Here is a 16007-nt window from a genome sequence, read left to right as displayed (position 1 = left end):
CCTCCTTATATAATGTAGTCACAACATTTAATAGAAAACTACCTTAAATTCTATTATAACCTCTAATAATAAAAAAATAAAAACAGCCTATGAAGACCATTTTTATTTATCAGAATAATATTTCATTACTTTTGTGACATAATCTCTTGTTTCATATGGCAATTTCGATATGCCGGAGTCATCTGTCACACCTCTATTTTTCAAAGTTCCAGGTCCGGCATTATAAGCTGCCAGAGCTAATTCTTTATTATTTCCATACATATTTAATAGAGACTTTAAATATTTAGTTCCACCATCTACATTTTGATCAACATTGTATGGATTGGATACTCCAAGTTCTGCTGCAGTACCTGGCATTAACTGCATAAGCCCTTCAGCGCCTGCACCAGAAGTAGAATTCGGATTAAAATCAGACTCCTGCTTTATAACTGCCATTATAAGTGATGCATCAACACCATACTTTTTTGCTGCCTTCTCTACAGCTGCATCTATACTTGAATTTCCGCTGTTCACATCACTACTCACATCATTATATATAGAATTAAACCTCTGACCAGCACCATAACCCAATTTGCTCAAATCCTCATCCTCAAGTCCAAGTTTACTTAAATCTATATTGCCACTACTATCCGTTACAGAATTCATTAAACCTTCCATCATAATATCAAAATAATCTGATGCCCCTGAACTTGAAGCAACTTCCTTAAACATTTGAGTCATAAGTTGCAATTCTAGTATTTTCTTAGCTTGGTCATCACTATCATTTACCTGCATTTTCTCACCAACTTTATAATTTTTAATAGTTTTATCGTCTTAATCTAAAATAACTTTATATATAGGGTTTATAATTTTAAAGTTATTTTAATCTAAAAACTCCACAGATTTATAAAACATTAAACTTTAAAACATCATAATCTTCATATGAACCCTTATAGTACTGACTCTTTGCAAGAGCAAGTATTTTATATTCACCTTTTGCAAAAGGTATAAATGTATAATAATTCTTTTTGCTATAATCTTGAACTATATTCCAATCATCATTTTCCTTTATAAAAAACTCATATAAAACATCCTTTCCATGTTCACTCGAAACCGTAAATGTTATTGAATTGTTACATTTAAACTCCAATTTGTTACAACTTATCTTCGTATTTGATAGTTGAATACATTCATGGATATCTATACTAACTCCCCTTTTACAATCAAAAAACTTGTCACTCTTTTTATTTTTAGCCAGTATCTCAACAGTATATTTTCCGCTGTACTTTGGTACAAATATATATCTCTTTTGTCCTACATAATTGGTTTCTTCAACTTTATGATTATTTATCTTAAGTATATATTTTATCAAAGTATCACTTGAATTTTGAGATACAATTTCTAATGAAACAGTATCACCCACTACAAAATAGTCTTTCGTAGGAATTAGTATATAATTAATATTAGCTGGTATGAACCTTAAGACATCTATATTGAATAATTTATGCGAATCAAATTCCCTCTCCGAATATTTATCTTTAACCCTTATTTCAAGTTTATAAACTCCACATGAGTCTGGCAAAAATTTAGCATAGTTTGAAACATCATAGTCAATCTTTTTAACCTCAATACTATCTTTACTTAATATAAATGAATATCTTAAATCAGTACCACCTGAAGCCTTCACTATGACATTTATCTCCTCATTTATAAGTACTTTATCCTTTTTATCAATAAATACTTTATCAATTTTAACAGGTTCGCTGCTTTTTTCATCTATAATAAATTCAAGATTTTTACATGCCTCATAGTTTCCACTAAAAGCCCTGTCTTTTACCCATAATGATATGCTGTACTTTCCAGGAATCCTGCTTGTCCATATATAAGAACTGCTTCTTATATAACCAGAATCCTCAGCATAAGCTCCTTTTACTATATATCTGTATAATAATTCCTTTCCTCCTTCTACATCTGCCTTAAATACCACATCTGTTTCACAAAGCTGTGGTGAATTTAAATCAGAAGTAAAATCCTTAATGACTATATCTTTATAGTCCTTTACATCAAAATTAATTATGGCCCTATCATCAAAGTCACTTATAGAGTACATGTCCTTAACAAAACATAAAAGCTTGTAATTTCCACTTTCATTTTCCACATAATTTACTATGCTTCTGGTAGAATAATTTTGAATACATTCAAATTTGCCATTTTCATATATTTTAACAAATTTGTATAGTATATCCCTTCCCTCTTCATGTACTGTTGTAACTTGAAATACAAACTCCTCTCCTTTTATAAGATTACCTGCCAGACACTTAAAGTCTTCTATTTGAATTTCTTTAAGAGGTTCAACTTCAAATTCAATAGTTTCAAAATCATCAAAATTATTTTCAGAATCAACATTTTTACATTCAACAAGTATTTCAAACTTACCATCTGATTTTGCAACCCATGTTAGTGTATTATCTGCTGAATAATCTTTTACTACTTCCCAACCATTGTTTATCTTAATCCAATATCTAAACATAAGAGGTACCTTATTCACGTTCACAGTTAAATTCAACTTCTCACCTATACACAAATTCTTAGTATTAATTGAAATATCACTTATTAACTTTTCTTCGATATCTCCTATCACATAGTTATCTCTAGATACATAATCAAAACTTTTTGGGCTATCCTTTTTACGGGCTTGTACCATAACTATATACCTGCCATCTTGTTTAGGTATCCATTCAACATTGTTGTTTCCACTAAAATCCTTTAATGTATTCCACTTTCCATTACATCCAATCATGTATTTAAAGAGTAAGTCCTCTTTTTTAGAATTCATAACATTTATATTTATTTTAGTGTCTTTATCCTGTGGGCTTTTCAAATTATATCCTATTAATAATTCATTCATATGCTTTCATCCCCTGAAACAGTATCTTCACCATATATTATACTATATTTACATATTCTGTAATAGGGGTTATTGACATTTTATTTTATAAATTAATTTTAATATATTATTATAAAGTCTATTATCATCATCTACCGCTCTCTTTCTAATTGTTTTAGTCTTACCACCACTCCGCCTTATTTTAGCTGATATATGCCTTTCAAATAGAAGTCTATCTATATTCTGATCATCATATATATATCCTCTTGGATTTATTGCATATGCACCCTTCCCTAGAACCATGGCTGCCACACCATAATCCTGGGTCACTATTAAATCATTTTTTTTACACTTATTTGTCAAAACAATATCTACACTTTGAAAACACTGATCCACATAATTTACACTAGCATAACTACTTTCTATAATATGGCTTATATCACAATAAAAAATAAGTTCAATATCATTTTCCCTTGCTGCTTTTTCTATTAATTTCTTTCCTGGGCATGCATCTGCATCTACTAAAATTCTCATAATTTATTCCTTTACATTCTTTCTTTAATTTTAGCTGTCAATTCTTCATATCCCGGTTTTTCAAGAAATGCAAACATATTCTTCTTATATTCTTCAACTCCGGGTTGATTAAACGGATTAACTCCTAATAAATATCCGCTTATACCACAAGCTTTTTCAAAGAAGTAAATCATATGTCCCAAATAATATGGACTTATTTCTGGAATGTTTAGAACCATACATGGGACATATCCACTAATATGGGCTAAAACTGTAGCTCTAAAAGCCTGTTGATTTACAAATCCTATTGTCTTTCCTTGAATAAAATTTAGTTTATCTAAATTTTCTTTATCCGGCCTTATTTCAAAATCTTTTTTTGGCTTTTCTACATTTAAAAATGTTTCAATCAAATTTCTACTTCCATCTTGTATAAATTGCCCTATTGAATGAAGATCTGTTGAAAAATTTACTGATGCCGGAAATAGGCCTTTATGATCTTTACCTTCACTTTCTCCATACAATTGCTTCCACCATTCTCCAAAATAATGAAGACACGGTTCAAAATTTGCAAGTATCTCCGTAGTTTTTCCTTTTCTATATAAAACATTTCTTACTACCGCATATTTATAAGCATCATTTTCACTCAATTTCGATGTGCTGTAAATAACTGATGCATCCTCTGCACCTTTCATTAAATTATCTATATCTATTCCAGCTACTGCTATAGGTAAAATTCCAACCGCTGTAAGTACTGAAAATCTTCCACCAATATCATCTGGAATTATAAAAGTTCGATATCCTTCCGTATCAGCAAGAGACTTAAGTGCTCCATTTTTTTTATCTGTCGTAGCAAATATTCTATTTCTTGCTTCAGCTTTACCATATTTTTTTTCAAGTAATTCCCTTAAAATTCTGAAAGCTATTGCTGGTTCTGTTGTTGTACCTGATTTTGATATTACATTTACAGAAATATCTTTATCTTCAATTACTTCGAGAAGATCTGCTATATATGTTGAACTTAAACTATTTCCTAAGAAATATATTTTAGGACCATTCCTCTTTTCTTTTGGTAAGTCATTATAAAATGTATGTGAAAGCATATCTATAGCAGCTCTCGCTCCAAGATATGAACCACCTATTCCTATAACTATAAATACATCTGAATTATCTCTAATTTTTTTAGCAGACCTCTTTATTCTATCAAATTCTACCCTATCATAATTTTTCGGAAGATCAATCCATCCTGTAAATTCATTCCCAATGCCTGTTTTTTTATGAAGCATATAATGAGCCTCATTTACAAAAGACTGCATTAAATCTATTTCATGTCCCCCCAAAAAATCTTTACAGCCTTCTAAATCCAAATTCAATTGTTTATCAGACATACCCTTCACCTCCAAAATAATATAAGCACGTACAATACATAGTATATACTATCAAGGTTTTAAAAAACAAGAAATTTATGGGAATTTTATGTGCATTTTTTTATTTAAAAACCCATAGGACTACATGTCCTTTGGGTTTAAATTTTTCTTTCATAACTACATCTAGTACTCTTCATAATAATTAAATGCATTTTCCTGCCCGTTTATTTCTGAGCATTTATTTGATAGAAAATCAACAAACGTTGAACTCCAGTCATCCAAATTCCACAGTCCCGTATAACTAAACTTATATCCAATATATCTTGCAAGGTCATTATAAACTACATTATAAATCTGAATACTTGGATAAATAGGTTTATCTAAATTATATTTTCTATATTCCTTAAAGGTTCTATCAATACATACATCAACATTCCATTTCATCTCTCCCCAATAGCACTTTGGTGAAGCAAAATCACAATATTTATTAAATACTAAATAAGGTATATTCTCATGATAACTTATTATCGGGAATGTTGAATATCCTATAATCGTATCAGGATATCTATTCCTTATAGAACTACATACCATCTCTGCAGCAGAATTCTCATTTGCCACATCCACCTCTGGATTATATATATAATAATCAGAATTATCTATAGCTGATTTTATGCAATTTATTTCATCTGCGACATTATTAAAATAATTATATCCCCATGTTCCTACTCTAAAGTCAGCATTTTTAAAATCATTTGCATAACTCATATAAGCTTCCTTAAAATTTATGCCTTCATCTGCAAATTTTGATCCTTCATGATATTTTATACAAACATCGCTTATAGAAAGTCTTTTCAATATATCTATTAAAGCATTTATACTTCCAAATTTATTTACCTGTTTTTGCAACTGCCGTATCCATAAAAACATAATTATAATCCTCCTCATTTGTTTTGCATAAAGTATATAAATATATACCATATATTTATATTACTTATTAAACATATGATTTGTTAATAATTTCAGGAACCAAAAGCTTGACAATGTTTAATACCTTTCAAGGTTACGTCCTTTACCTTACGATATATTTTTAAATCATCTCCAATTGGGCATATATTAGCACAAATACCACATGGCCAGTGATGCTCATTTTTTAATTTTACATGATATTCTGTACATTTAACTTTATCCATATCATAAATGCTTCCCTTTACTTCCTTGAAGTATTGGCTTGGACAAGACCTCAAGCATTTCTTACAATGAATACACAAATTTTTTTCAAGCTTTGGATCAGGTTCAATCGGTGCATCTGTCAAAACAGATACAATGCGGACTCCCGGTCCAAATTCTTTTGTAATCAGGTTATGACTATCTCCAATAGTACCTATTCCTGCATAATAAGCGGAAATAACATGTGAAAATGCAGCATTTGAATTCTTCACCAATACATCAATTTTTTTATAAGTCCTTGACCATCGGCAAATATTTTGAAGTATAGGTACAACTGATTTACCTTTGGCAATCTCTGTTTTAACAATAACATTGTTAATCTCATTTAAACTAATTTTTTAACAAATATACTTCATCAAATATAAATTATCATAGTATTTTTTCACTTTGTGATGTAAGATTATATTATAGTATGTCTATTATTTAACAATTATATATTTTATACAATATTTTATGATATTTACTATAAGTCTTTAGGGAGTTGATATTGTGATAATTATACAAGTTTGTATGGGGACTGCCTGTTACTTAAAAGGAGCCAATAACATCATAAAACACTTGCAAAAATTAATTTCACAATATAAATTAGAAGATTCAATTGAGCTAAAAGGATCCTTTTGTCTTAGACATTGTTCAGATGGAGTTTCTGTAAGAATTATTGGAGAAGAAAAGATATATTCAATTAAGGACAAAAATGTAAACCAATTTTTTAAAAATAAAATTATCTCTAAAATGCATTGACTAAACTAAAAGAGGGATGTGATAGTTAATGAGTTTCTTCATAGATGCAGCTTATGGTACCTTAAAAAAATATGGTGAGGAACTATCTGGAGATATAGTCAACATAGAAAAACTCGAAGACTGTACAATAATAATTTTGGCAGATGGCCTTGGAAGCGGAGTAAAAGCCAATACTATTGCTAGCTTGACCTCTAGAATTGCATCTAACATGCTAAAAAATGGTGCTAATATGTATGAAACTGTAGATGCTGTCGCTAATATGCTTCCTGTATCTGCTACAAGAAAAATTCCATATTCTACTTTTACTATAATTAAAATTTATAATAATGGTCAAACATATATAGCTGAATATAATAATCCGTCTATCTTCGCTATGAGAAATAGCAAAAGCATAAATATAAATATGAATGAGGTTAACATTAACGGTAAACTTATAAAAGAAAGTACTTTATTCTTGCAAGAAGACGATTTACTTACTATTGTAAGTGATGGAGTACTACATGCAGGGCTCGATAACGTACTTGATTTTGGCTGGCAAAGAGAAGATGTTGAAAATTATTTAACACGAAAAAACTGCAATACTTTAAATGTTCAAGCTTTGAATAAAGATTTGCTCAATGCCTGTTTAAATCTCTACTCTTATAAACCCGGTGATGATACTACTGTTGCATCTATTAAAGTTATAAAACCTTCTGTTGTAAATATATTCACAGGCCCACCCGAAAATAAAAAAGATGATGGGATTTTTATAGAAAAATTTATGAGCAGTAAGGGTAAAAAAATTATATGCGGAGGAACTGCTGCTAATATTGCCCAAAGAGAACTTAAAAGAAATCTAAAGGTCAATCTGGATTTTCTTGATACTGATCTCCCTCCAACAGCCACAATGGATGGAATAGATCTAATAACAGAAGGAGTTTTAACATTAAAAGCAGTTGTTGAAACATTAAAAAAGTATTTAGATACCTCATATGAAAAAATGGACTATATTTATTCTAATAATAAAAATGGGGCGGATGCTTTACTTAAAATTCTTTTAGAAGAATGTACTCATTTAAATTTATGGGTAGGGAAAGCTGAAAATCCAGCACACAGAAACCTTAACCTCCCTACAGGTTTAAATTCAAAATCGCAACTGGTAAAAAGACTAAGCAATTATATGAAGGCACTAGGAAAAGAAGTCACAATAAATCACATATGACCAAAAAAGTTTGCTGCACTAAGAATAAATATATATTAACCTTAAATTACTTAATGCAGCAAACCTTATTTTAGTAATCTTTTTTCATATATTTAGTATGAAGTAATTTATGAGCCTTTTCACTGCTTGGTTTGCCTAAAAATTCTTCATACAGCTTAATAATCTCAGGATTTTCATGAGATTTTCTTAAAACCTTATTTCTATCTTCTTCATATAAAATGTTCATTCTTGATTTCAAGATTTCATAGTTACCATGTATGTATGGCTGCCCTCCACCATCAATACATCCTCCAGGGCAGGCCATTATTTCAATTATCTGATAATCAGCCTTTCCTTCTCGTATTTTATTAAGAATTTTACGTGCATTTCCAAGTCCACTTACAACTGCAGCTTTCACTTCCATATCTTTAATTTTTATCACAGCTTCTTTTATTCCATTTAGTCCTCGAACAGTTTCAAAATCCAATTTTTCTAATTTTTCTCCTGTAATCCATTCATAGGCTGTACGTAAAGCTGCCTCCATAACACCGCCTGTTACTCCAAATATAACGCCAGCACCAGTAGATTCCCCAAGAGGACTATCAAAATTTTCATCCTTGAGTCCACCAAAATCTATTCCTGATTCTTTTATCATTTTTGCAAGTTCTCTGGTTGTTATAGAAATATCTACATCATTGTTCATCTCAGGTCTTGCAGCTTCAGATTTTTTTGCAATACAAGGCATGACCGAAATCAATACAATATTTTTAGGATCCATATCCATTTTTTCTGCAAAGTAAGTTTTGGCTATGGCTCCAAACATTTGCTGTGGCGACTTGCAAGTTGATGGTGAATCGAGTAAATCACTGAATTCATGTTCAACAAAATTTATCCATCCAGGACAGCAGCTTGTTAACATTGGTAACTTGCCACCATTCGTAATTCTATCCATAAACTCTGCTGCTTCTTCCATTATAGTTAAATCGGCAGCAAAATCTGTATCAAAAACCCTATCAAAACCAAGATTTCGTAATGCTGCTACCATTTTACCTGTAACGGCCTTTCCACTATTTATCCCAAATTCCTCTCCAAGTGATGCTCTTACAGCTGGTGCTGTCTGAACTATAACAAATTTCTCATCATCATTTAATGCTTTCCACACCTTATTTGTATCATTAACTTCTGATAAAGCACCTGTTGGACATACTGAAACGCATTGTCCACAAAATGTACAATCTGTATCTGCTATATTGTCACCAAAAGCAGGAGCTATAGTAGTATTAAAACCTCTATTTTTTGCTGACAATACTCCAACAGTTTGAATTTCATTACATACAGTTTCACATCTCCTGCATAATATACACTTATCCAAATCACGGACTATAGAATGACTAGATGTATCTTTTAAATGGGTAGACATCTCACCTTTATACTTAATTTTACGTATTCCCATATCAGCTGCCAGTGCCTGAAGTTCACAATCAGTATTTTTTTCACACAACAGGCAATCTTGCGGATGATTTGAAAGAATAAGATCTACTACATTTCTACGAGCTTTCATAGCTCTTATAGAATTAGTTTTTACTACCATACCTTCTGTTACAGTGGTTGTACATGCAGGCGCAAGATTCCTTCTCCCATCTATCTCAACTACACAAACTCTACACGAACCAGGTTTATTTTCTGATCCATCATGAAGTTTTAAATAACATAATGTTGGTATTTTTATACCTAAAAGTTTTGCCGCCTGTAAAATAGTAGAACCTTCTTCAACCTGTACTTGTTTATTATTTATAGTAAGAGTAATCAAATTCAAAACTTTCACCTCTTTTTTAATTTTAACGTCTATTTTTTTATTATGGCTCCAACTGGACATCCACTAAAGCATGTTCCACATTTTATGCACTTACTTTCATCTATTACATGCATCTGTTTTACCTTACCATCAATGCAACCTACAGGGCAATTTCGTGCACACTTAGTACATCCTATGCATTTATTTGTGATTTCATAGCTGAGTAAACTCTTACACACCCCTGCAGGACACGATTTTTCCTTTACATGAGCATCATATTCATTCATAAAATACTTCATAGTACTCAATACAGGATTCGGTGCAGTTTGTCCAAGTCCACAAAGGGAAGTATCTTTTATTGTCTCCGCTAGATCTCTTAGTTTTTGCAGATCTTCCTCGGTTCCTTGTCCATTAGTTATATTTGTAAGTATTTCAAGTAAACGTTTATTTCCAATTCTGCATGGAGTACACTTTCCACATGATTCTTCCACAGTAAATTCAAGATAAAACTTCGCTATATCAACCATACAATTATCCTCATCCATAACAATCATTCCACCAGATCCCATCATGGACCCTATTGACTTTAATGATTCATAATCTATTGGTATATCTAAATTTGAAGCAGGTATACATCCACCTGATGGTCCACCTGTCTGAACTGCTTTAAATTTACGTCCATTCTTAATACCGCCGCCTATATCATATATTATTTCTCTTAAGGTTGTCCCCATAGGAACCTCTACAAGTCCCACGTTATTTATTTTCCCGGCTAAAGCAAAAACTTTTGTTCCTTTGGAAGTCGCTGTACCTATAGAACTATACCATTCAGCACCATTATTAATTATAGCCGGAATATTTGCCAGAGTTTCAACATTATTTACACAGGTTGGTTTATTCCAAAGACCACTTTCAGCAGGGAATGGAGGTTTATTTGTAGGCTCACCACGACAGCCTTCTACCGAATGAATTAAAGCTGTTTCTTCTCCACATACAAAAGCTCCTGCTCCATATCTTATATCTATTTTAAAGCTGAATTCAGTTCCCAAAATATTATTTCCTAAGAGTCCACATTTAACTGCCTGATCAATTGCTATTCTGAGTCTGTTGACTGCAAGAGGATATTCCGCCCTTATGTATATAACACCTTTTGACGCTCCTATTGCGTATCCAGCAATCGCCATGGCTTCTAATACACTATTAGGATCTCCTTCTAGTATGGATCGATCCATGAACGCCCCTGGATCTCCTTCGTCTGCATTACAAATTATATACTTTTGATCTGCATCGTATGCTTTGGCAAAGGACCATTTTTTACCTGTAGGGAAACCTCCTCCTCCTCTTCCTCTTAATCCTGAATCCATAATTAATTTTATAACATCTTCAGGAGTCATTTCTGTAATACATTTTCCAAGAGCCATATATCCTTTTGTTGCAATACTTTCAGTTATATCTTCGGGATTTATAAATCCACAGTTTCTAAGCGCTATTCTATGCTGTTTTTTATAAAATGATATTTCATCCTGCCTTTTTACCTTTTTGCTCATAGATGGTTCCTCATACAATAAATTTTCAACCACCTGGCCTTTTAATAAATGTTTATTAACTATATCCCTGGCATCTTCGGGTGTAACATGAACATAAAATACATTATCCGGGCTTACTTTAACAATAGGTCCTTTTTCACAGAAACCAAAACATCCCGCTATGCCAACAACGACTTCTTTTGAAAGACCTGCTTTTTCAATTTCCGATCTTAGATTAGACACTATTAGTTCACTATCTGAAGATTTACAACCAGTTCCTCCACACACAGTTATATAACGATTGCACCTTTTACCTTCTGAACTAATCTCCCTATTTGCAGAATACTGTCTAATTTTTATTTTTTTAGAATAATTTAAATGCAATTTTTGAAGTTCTTCATAAGAATTTATCTTGTCCAATGTCTACTCCCCCTATTCTCTATACTCGTCCAATATTTTATCAACCATTTTTTTAGTAAAATGACCATAGACTTTATCATTAACAGTGACCACAGGAGCAAGTCCACAGGCACCTACACACCTTAAAACCTGAATAGTATATATTCCATCAGGTGTAGTTTCTCCAACTTTAATATTAAGTCTCCTTTCAAATTCTTCTAGTATTTCACCTGATCCTTTAACAAAACAAGCAGTTCCAAGACATACATTTATTACATATTTTCCATTTGGTTCTTCTGTAAAATAAGAATAAAATGTTACAACTCCATTAACTTCAGATACCGGCATATCCAATTTATTAGCAATAAACCCTTGAACATCTTTTGACAAATAGCCAAATAAATTTTGTGCCTTATGAAGAACCGATATTAACGATCCTTTTTTTTCTTCAAGATTATTTATGAATCCATCAAGTTCATTAAGATATTCTTTTTCCACATTATTGCAACACATATTTATGCCTCCTTCTAATATTTTAATTTTTAAAATTTTTTATACTTATAAATTATAGCAAACTTTTTTGAAAATTAAAGATATTTTTCTAAAAAAACTGTATATATTATAAAAAATGTTGAAATTAGTATTATTACAATTGCTCCAAATTCCAGTAATATCAACATATAAGGTATTATAAATTTTTTTCTGTAAGTATTTGTGAAAAAAAAAGTAAAAATAAGCAAATATTTATTGTTAAAAAATATACTTATTATTGTTATAATTTTATCTTATATAATTAATTGAAAATTCTGAAATATGTTATTAATTGTATTCATATTCTTCATATTAGTATGGAATTTAATTATATTTTTGATATTTTTATTTAAACTTTTATGTAATTTAAGAAAATATTAAGAAATCATATTTAAAATTATATGGGGTTTGTAACTCTAAACTTAACTCATGTACAGGCCAAGATTTCTAAAATTTGGGTACATTAAAAAATTTTGTAGTAAATGCTCGCGAGGTCTCCTTAAAAATCTTAGTGGATTTTATATGTCTGAGCACAGCGAGTTTATAAAATCTGCTTAGATTTTTATGAACACAAGCTCACATTTACTAGAAATTTTTTACGTGACGTATTTTGGGAATCCCGGCCAAAACATAAGTTAAACTTTCATTTATAAACCATATAATAAAAATATCGAAAGGAGGATATGGTAATTTCATTTGTACAAAACAATAGATACAACTATTAATAGCCATGACATGGGGCTTACAATACCTTGTACATATAATATATAAAGGAAGTGTAATTATGTCTAATGACATTAGTTCGTTAATTTCATACTTATACAGTATAAATACAAATAATCAAATTTCTCAAGATCCATTCTTAAATTCAGATGATGATTCAGATAACACGGATGATTCAATTTCAAGTTTGGGACTAGATTCAATTCAACTTAGTCCTGAAGCATTGAGCACGTTAAGTTCACTGCAGACTTCCAATACCAATGACATACTCAATTCTACATTAGATAGTCTGGCAGAGAATAACACTATTACTCAGGATCAGGAAAGCTCTATTAAAAATACCATTTTTTCATTAAATACTACATCCTCAACTTATTCAAACATTAATTCACAATCTCCATTAGATAGTCTTGTGTCAAGTGGTACTATTACTCAGGATCAGGAAAATTCGATTAAAGATGCTTTACTCTCTGCCAGCAGCCAGAATATGCAAAAACAAGCTCAATTAATATCCGAAAATCCTGTATTATCAAATAACCCCGAGTTATATTTAGACTCAGATTTATATCAACAGAACAATGATTCTAATAGCTCAATTTTAAGTGAATTATAATTATATAGAAGCCAAGTAAAATTTATAAAATGAAAAAGCTATCGCACTAAATTTTGATATGTTTCCTTCTAGGGTAGACAAGTGAAATAATAAAACTTGTTTACTTAGGAAGGAGCAATCATTTTTTAGTGCAACAGCCCCATTGTGACATCATATTAAAAACAAAAGTAATACGATTATAAGCAAAAATACAAATGGTGAGTATCAGGAAAAAGAAGGTGAAATTTTAGTTGCTGGGTTTCTAAAGGATACCGGATATTCTGAAGAATTTATCAATCGAATTATTTTTTTAGTTGGTCACCATCATACTCTTAAGAATATTACCGGATTGAACTATCAGATCCTGGTTGAGGCAGATTATATTGTGAATGCTGACGAGAGTAATTATTCTAAAACAAATATTAGTAAAACTATTTATAACACTTATTTTGCTTTGCGTTTAATTCATAAAAATATTTTATTCCGTATATTTTTCTTAATTATGTTTACAATATAATTAGTACTTTCTTAAAATATAATTCACTAATAAATCCCACATAATAAATGATAAAAAATAAGATAGAATTTAAATTTTAGATAGCATTAGCCATTTTTTAAAGTTCTGTCTTATTTTTTAGTATCAATAATAAAAATAGAAAGCTATCTTCAACCTTATTCCATCATCTTCTAATCCTCATACATAACCTAAAAATTTATTTTTATCCGATAATTTTCCTTTTAATCTCTTGTATATGATTATTTTAAATACACAAAATAATCAAAGAGGAGATGATTTTTTTGTCCAGGAAAAATAAAATATTAGTACCAGAAGCTCGACAAGGCCTTGAGAAATTAAAAATTGAATCTGCAGAAGAATTAACCACATATAATAAAAACCATATTTTATAATTTCTAAAGTTTTTTTATCTGCATCATACAATACTTCACCTATGTTGCCTTTCTTCTTAGGCTGATAAAAATACGATATCTTATTCCCACTCGATAGTAGAAGGTGGTTTACTTGTTATATCATAAACAATCCTGTTTACGCCATTAACTTCATTAACTATCCTTCTGCTTACCTTATCTAATACATCGTAAGGTATTTTTGCCCAATCTGAAGTCATAGCATCACTTGAAGTTACCGCTCTAAGAGCTATTGTATGGCAGTAGGTTCTTTCATCCCCCATTACGCCAACTGACTGTATATTAGGAAGGCATGCAAAATATTGCCATATTTTTTCATCAAGGCCGGCATTTGCTATCTCTTCCCTAAAAATTGCATCCGCTTCTTTTACAATTTCAAGCTTCTCTTCTGTGATCTCTCCAAGAATTCTTATTGCAAGACCAGGTCCCGGAAAAGGTTGTCTCCAAACCAGTTTATGTGGTATTCCAAGCTCTTCTCCAACTGCTCTTACTTCATCTTTAAATAATTCTCTAAGAGGTTCTATAAGTTTAAACTTCATGTCTTCAGGGAGTCCTCCCACATTATGATGGCTCTTTATAGTAGCTGATGTTTTAGTTCCACTTTCAACAACATCAGGATAAATTGTTCCCTGTACTAAAAATGCTATATCACCGAGCTTATTTGACTCTTCTTCAAATACTCTTATAAAATCTTCTCCTATTATCTTTCTTTTCTTTTCAGGATCCGATACACCTTTTAACTCTCCTAAAAATCTATCCCTGGCATTTACTCTTATTAGATTCATATCAAATTGCTGCCTAAATACCTTTTCTACTTGATCACCTTCATCTTTTCTAAGTAAACCATGATCTACAAATATACAGGTAAGTTGTTTACCTATAGCCTTATGTACTAATACAGCTGCAACAGATGAATCAACTCCACCGGATAATGCACATATAACTTTTTTGTCCTTTACTATTTCCTTTATAGCCTTAACTTTCTCCTCCACAAAAGATGCCATTGACCAGTCACCTTTAAGTTTGCAGACTCTAAACAAGAAGTTTGAAAGCATCTTCTTGCCGAATGGAGTGTGCTGTACCTCAGGATGAAATTGAACTCCATATATCTTTTTTGGGGTATTCTGCATTGCAGCAACAGGACATTGAGATGTTACTGCCACAACATCAAAACCTTGCGGTGTCTCCGATACAAAATCGGTATGGCTCATCCAACAAGTCTGATCTTCCTCTATACCATCGAATAATTCAGAATTGCTGTATAACTTCACAGAAGTTTTACCATACTCTCTTACCTCAGGGCTTTTGACTTTTCCACCCAAAGTATAAGCTATAAGCTGTTCTCCATAACATATTCCAAGTATAGGAACACCAAGTTCAAATATCCCCTTATCTATCCTGGGTGCTCCCTCTCCGTAAACACTGTTTGGACCACCTGTAAATATTATTCCTTTAGGATTTTTTGCTTTTATCTTATCTAATGAATATGTGTACGGAATAATCTCACAATAAACATTATTTTCTCTAACCCGCCTAGCAATAAGTTGATTATATTGACCACCAAAGTCAACTACAAGAACCAATTCTCTTTCCATAGTTATAATAATACCTCCAAAACATATT

Annotated in this window: 14 protein-coding genes; 4 read left to right on the top strand and 10 right to left on the bottom strand. The window is 31.2% G+C overall.

Annotated elements, in window-relative coordinates; genetic code table 11:
* Positions 1 to 102: 102 nt before the first annotated feature.
* The 6 genes from D4Z93_RS02700 to D4Z93_RS02675 form a co-directional block, all read right to left on the bottom strand.
* The gene (locus D4Z93_RS02700; protein ID WP_119970215.1) at positions 103 to 774 is read right to left on the bottom strand and encodes a lytic transglycosylase domain-containing protein; all 672 of its coding nucleotides are present in this window, start codon (positions 772 to 774) and stop codon (positions 103 to 105) included.
* Between the two features lie 109 nt (positions 775 to 883).
* Positions 884 to 2887, bottom strand: a complete 2004-nt coding sequence (locus tag D4Z93_RS02695) for a triple tyrosine motif-containing protein (RefSeq protein ID WP_119970214.1) — start codon at positions 2885 to 2887, stop codon at positions 884 to 886.
* A gap of 69 nt (positions 2888 to 2956) precedes the next feature.
* Positions 2957 to 3400, bottom strand: a complete 444-nt coding sequence (locus D4Z93_RS02690) for a YaiI/YqxD family protein (protein WP_119970213.1) — start codon at positions 3398 to 3400, stop codon at positions 2957 to 2959.
* Between the two features lie 11 nt (positions 3401 to 3411).
* The gene (locus tag D4Z93_RS02685; protein WP_119970212.1) at positions 3412 to 4764 is read right to left on the bottom strand and encodes a glucose-6-phosphate isomerase; all 1353 of its coding nucleotides are present in this window, start codon (positions 4762 to 4764) and stop codon (positions 3412 to 3414) included.
* Positions 4765 to 4926: 162 nt separating this feature from the next.
* Positions 4927 to 5670, bottom strand: a complete 744-nt coding sequence (locus D4Z93_RS02680; RefSeq protein WP_119970211.1) for a hypothetical protein — start codon at positions 5668 to 5670, stop codon at positions 4927 to 4929.
* A gap of 92 nt (positions 5671 to 5762) precedes the next feature.
* Entirely contained in the window at positions 5763 to 6182 is a 420-nt protein-coding gene (locus D4Z93_RS02675; RefSeq protein WP_162920236.1) for an epoxyqueuosine reductase, read from the bottom strand.
* 277 nt (positions 6183 to 6459) lie between these two features.
* On the opposite strand from D4Z93_RS02675, the gene D4Z93_RS02670 reads away from it, so the two are divergent.
* Together D4Z93_RS02670 and D4Z93_RS02665 are read left to right on the top strand one after the other, a co-directional pair.
* Positions 6460 to 6711: a (2Fe-2S) ferredoxin domain-containing protein gene (locus D4Z93_RS02670; protein ID WP_119970209.1), complete on the top strand. Its 252-nt coding sequence runs from the start codon at positions 6460 to 6462 to the stop codon at positions 6709 to 6711.
* 28 nt (positions 6712 to 6739) lie between these two features.
* Positions 6740 to 7912 (top strand): SpoIIE family protein phosphatase, encoded by a 1173-nt coding sequence (locus D4Z93_RS02665; protein ID WP_119970208.1) that lies wholly within the window; start codon positions 6740 to 6742, stop codon positions 7910 to 7912.
* 70 nt (positions 7913 to 7982) lie between these two features.
* Here D4Z93_RS02665 and D4Z93_RS02660 read toward each other — a convergent pair whose 3' ends face one another.
* The 3 genes from D4Z93_RS02660 to D4Z93_RS02650 all read right to left on the bottom strand — a co-directional run bounded on the left by D4Z93_RS02660 (position 7983) and on the right by D4Z93_RS02650 (position 12124).
* Positions 7983 to 9707, bottom strand: coding sequence for an NADH-dependent [FeFe] hydrogenase, group A6 (locus D4Z93_RS02660; protein ID WP_119970207.1), 1725 nt, complete (start codon positions 9705 to 9707; stop codon positions 7983 to 7985).
* A gap of 29 nt (positions 9708 to 9736) precedes the next feature.
* Positions 9737 to 11572: an NADH-ubiquinone oxidoreductase-F iron-sulfur binding region domain-containing protein gene (locus D4Z93_RS02655; RefSeq protein ID WP_423243043.1), complete on the bottom strand. Its 1836-nt coding sequence runs from the start codon at positions 11570 to 11572 to the stop codon at positions 9737 to 9739.
* Positions 11573 to 11644: 72 nt separating this feature from the next.
* Positions 11645 to 12124: an NADH-quinone oxidoreductase subunit NuoE family protein gene (locus D4Z93_RS02650; RefSeq protein ID WP_119970205.1), complete on the bottom strand. Its 480-nt coding sequence runs from the start codon at positions 12122 to 12124 to the stop codon at positions 11645 to 11647.
* Between the two features lie 802 nt (positions 12125 to 12926).
* Between D4Z93_RS02650 and D4Z93_RS02645 the strand changes: the two genes are divergently transcribed.
* Both D4Z93_RS02645 and D4Z93_RS13635 read left to right on the top strand, forming a co-directional pair.
* Positions 12927 to 13478, top strand: a complete 552-nt coding sequence (locus tag D4Z93_RS02645; protein ID WP_119970204.1) for a hypothetical protein — start codon at positions 12927 to 12929, stop codon at positions 13476 to 13478.
* A gap of 768 nt (positions 13479 to 14246) precedes the next feature.
* Entirely contained in the window at positions 14247 to 14366 is a 120-nt protein-coding gene (locus D4Z93_RS13635; RefSeq protein WP_341466778.1) for a small, acid-soluble spore protein, alpha/beta type, read from the top strand.
* Positions 14367 to 14446: 80 nt separating this feature from the next.
* On the opposite strand, the gene guaA is transcribed toward D4Z93_RS13635, so the two are convergent.
* Complete coding sequence (gene guaA / locus D4Z93_RS02635; RefSeq protein ID WP_119970202.1) at positions 14447 to 15979, bottom strand: glutamine-hydrolyzing GMP synthase; 1533 nt, start codon at positions 15977 to 15979, stop codon at positions 14447 to 14449.
* Between the last annotated feature and the right edge of the window lie 28 nt (positions 15980 to 16007).

The organism is Clostridium fermenticellae (assembly GCF_003600355.1).
GTDB lineage: Bacteria > Bacillota > Clostridia > Clostridiales > Clostridiaceae > Clostridium_AV > Clostridium_AV fermenticellae.
The sequence above is the reverse complement of the archived record's forward strand: the minus strand, read 5'-3'. Positions and strand labels throughout refer to the sequence as shown.

What these genes read in the sequence shown, in the direction of transcription:
- D4Z93_RS02700 (WP_119970215.1), bottom strand. Translation starts at nt 774, where the DNA reads ATGCAGGTAAATGATAGTGATGACCAAGCTAAGAAAATACTAGAATTG.
- D4Z93_RS02695 (WP_119970214.1), bottom strand. Translation starts at nt 2,887, where the DNA reads ATGAATGAATTATTAATAGGATATAATTTGAAAAGCCCACAGGATAAA.
- D4Z93_RS02690 (WP_119970213.1), bottom strand. Translation starts at nt 3,400, where the DNA reads ATGAGAATTTTAGTAGATGCAGATGCATGCCCAGGAAAGAAATTAATA.
- D4Z93_RS02685 (WP_119970212.1), bottom strand. Translation starts at nt 4,764, where the DNA reads ATGTCTGATAAACAATTGAATTTGGATTTAGAAGGCTGTAAAGATTTT.
- D4Z93_RS02680 (WP_119970211.1), bottom strand. Translation starts at nt 5,670, where the DNA reads ATGTTTTTATGGATACGGCAGTTGCAAAAACAGGTAAATAAATTTGGA.
- D4Z93_RS02665 (WP_119970208.1), top strand. Translation starts at nt 6,740, where the DNA reads ATGAGTTTCTTCATAGATGCAGCTTATGGTACCTTAAAAAAATATGGT.
- D4Z93_RS02650 (WP_119970205.1), bottom strand. Translation starts at nt 12,124, where the DNA reads ATGTGTTGCAATAATGTGGAAAAAGAATATCTTAATGAACTTGATGGA.
- D4Z93_RS02645 (WP_119970204.1), top strand. Translation starts at nt 12,927, where the DNA reads ATGTCTAATGACATTAGTTCGTTAATTTCATACTTATACAGTATAAAT.
- D4Z93_RS13635 (WP_341466778.1), top strand. Translation starts at nt 14,247, where the DNA reads ATGATTTTTTTGTCCAGGAAAAATAAAATATTAGTACCAGAAGCTCGA.
- guaA (WP_119970202.1), bottom strand. Translation starts at nt 15,979, where the DNA reads ATGGAAAGAGAATTGGTTCTTGTAGTTGACTTTGGTGGTCAATATAAT.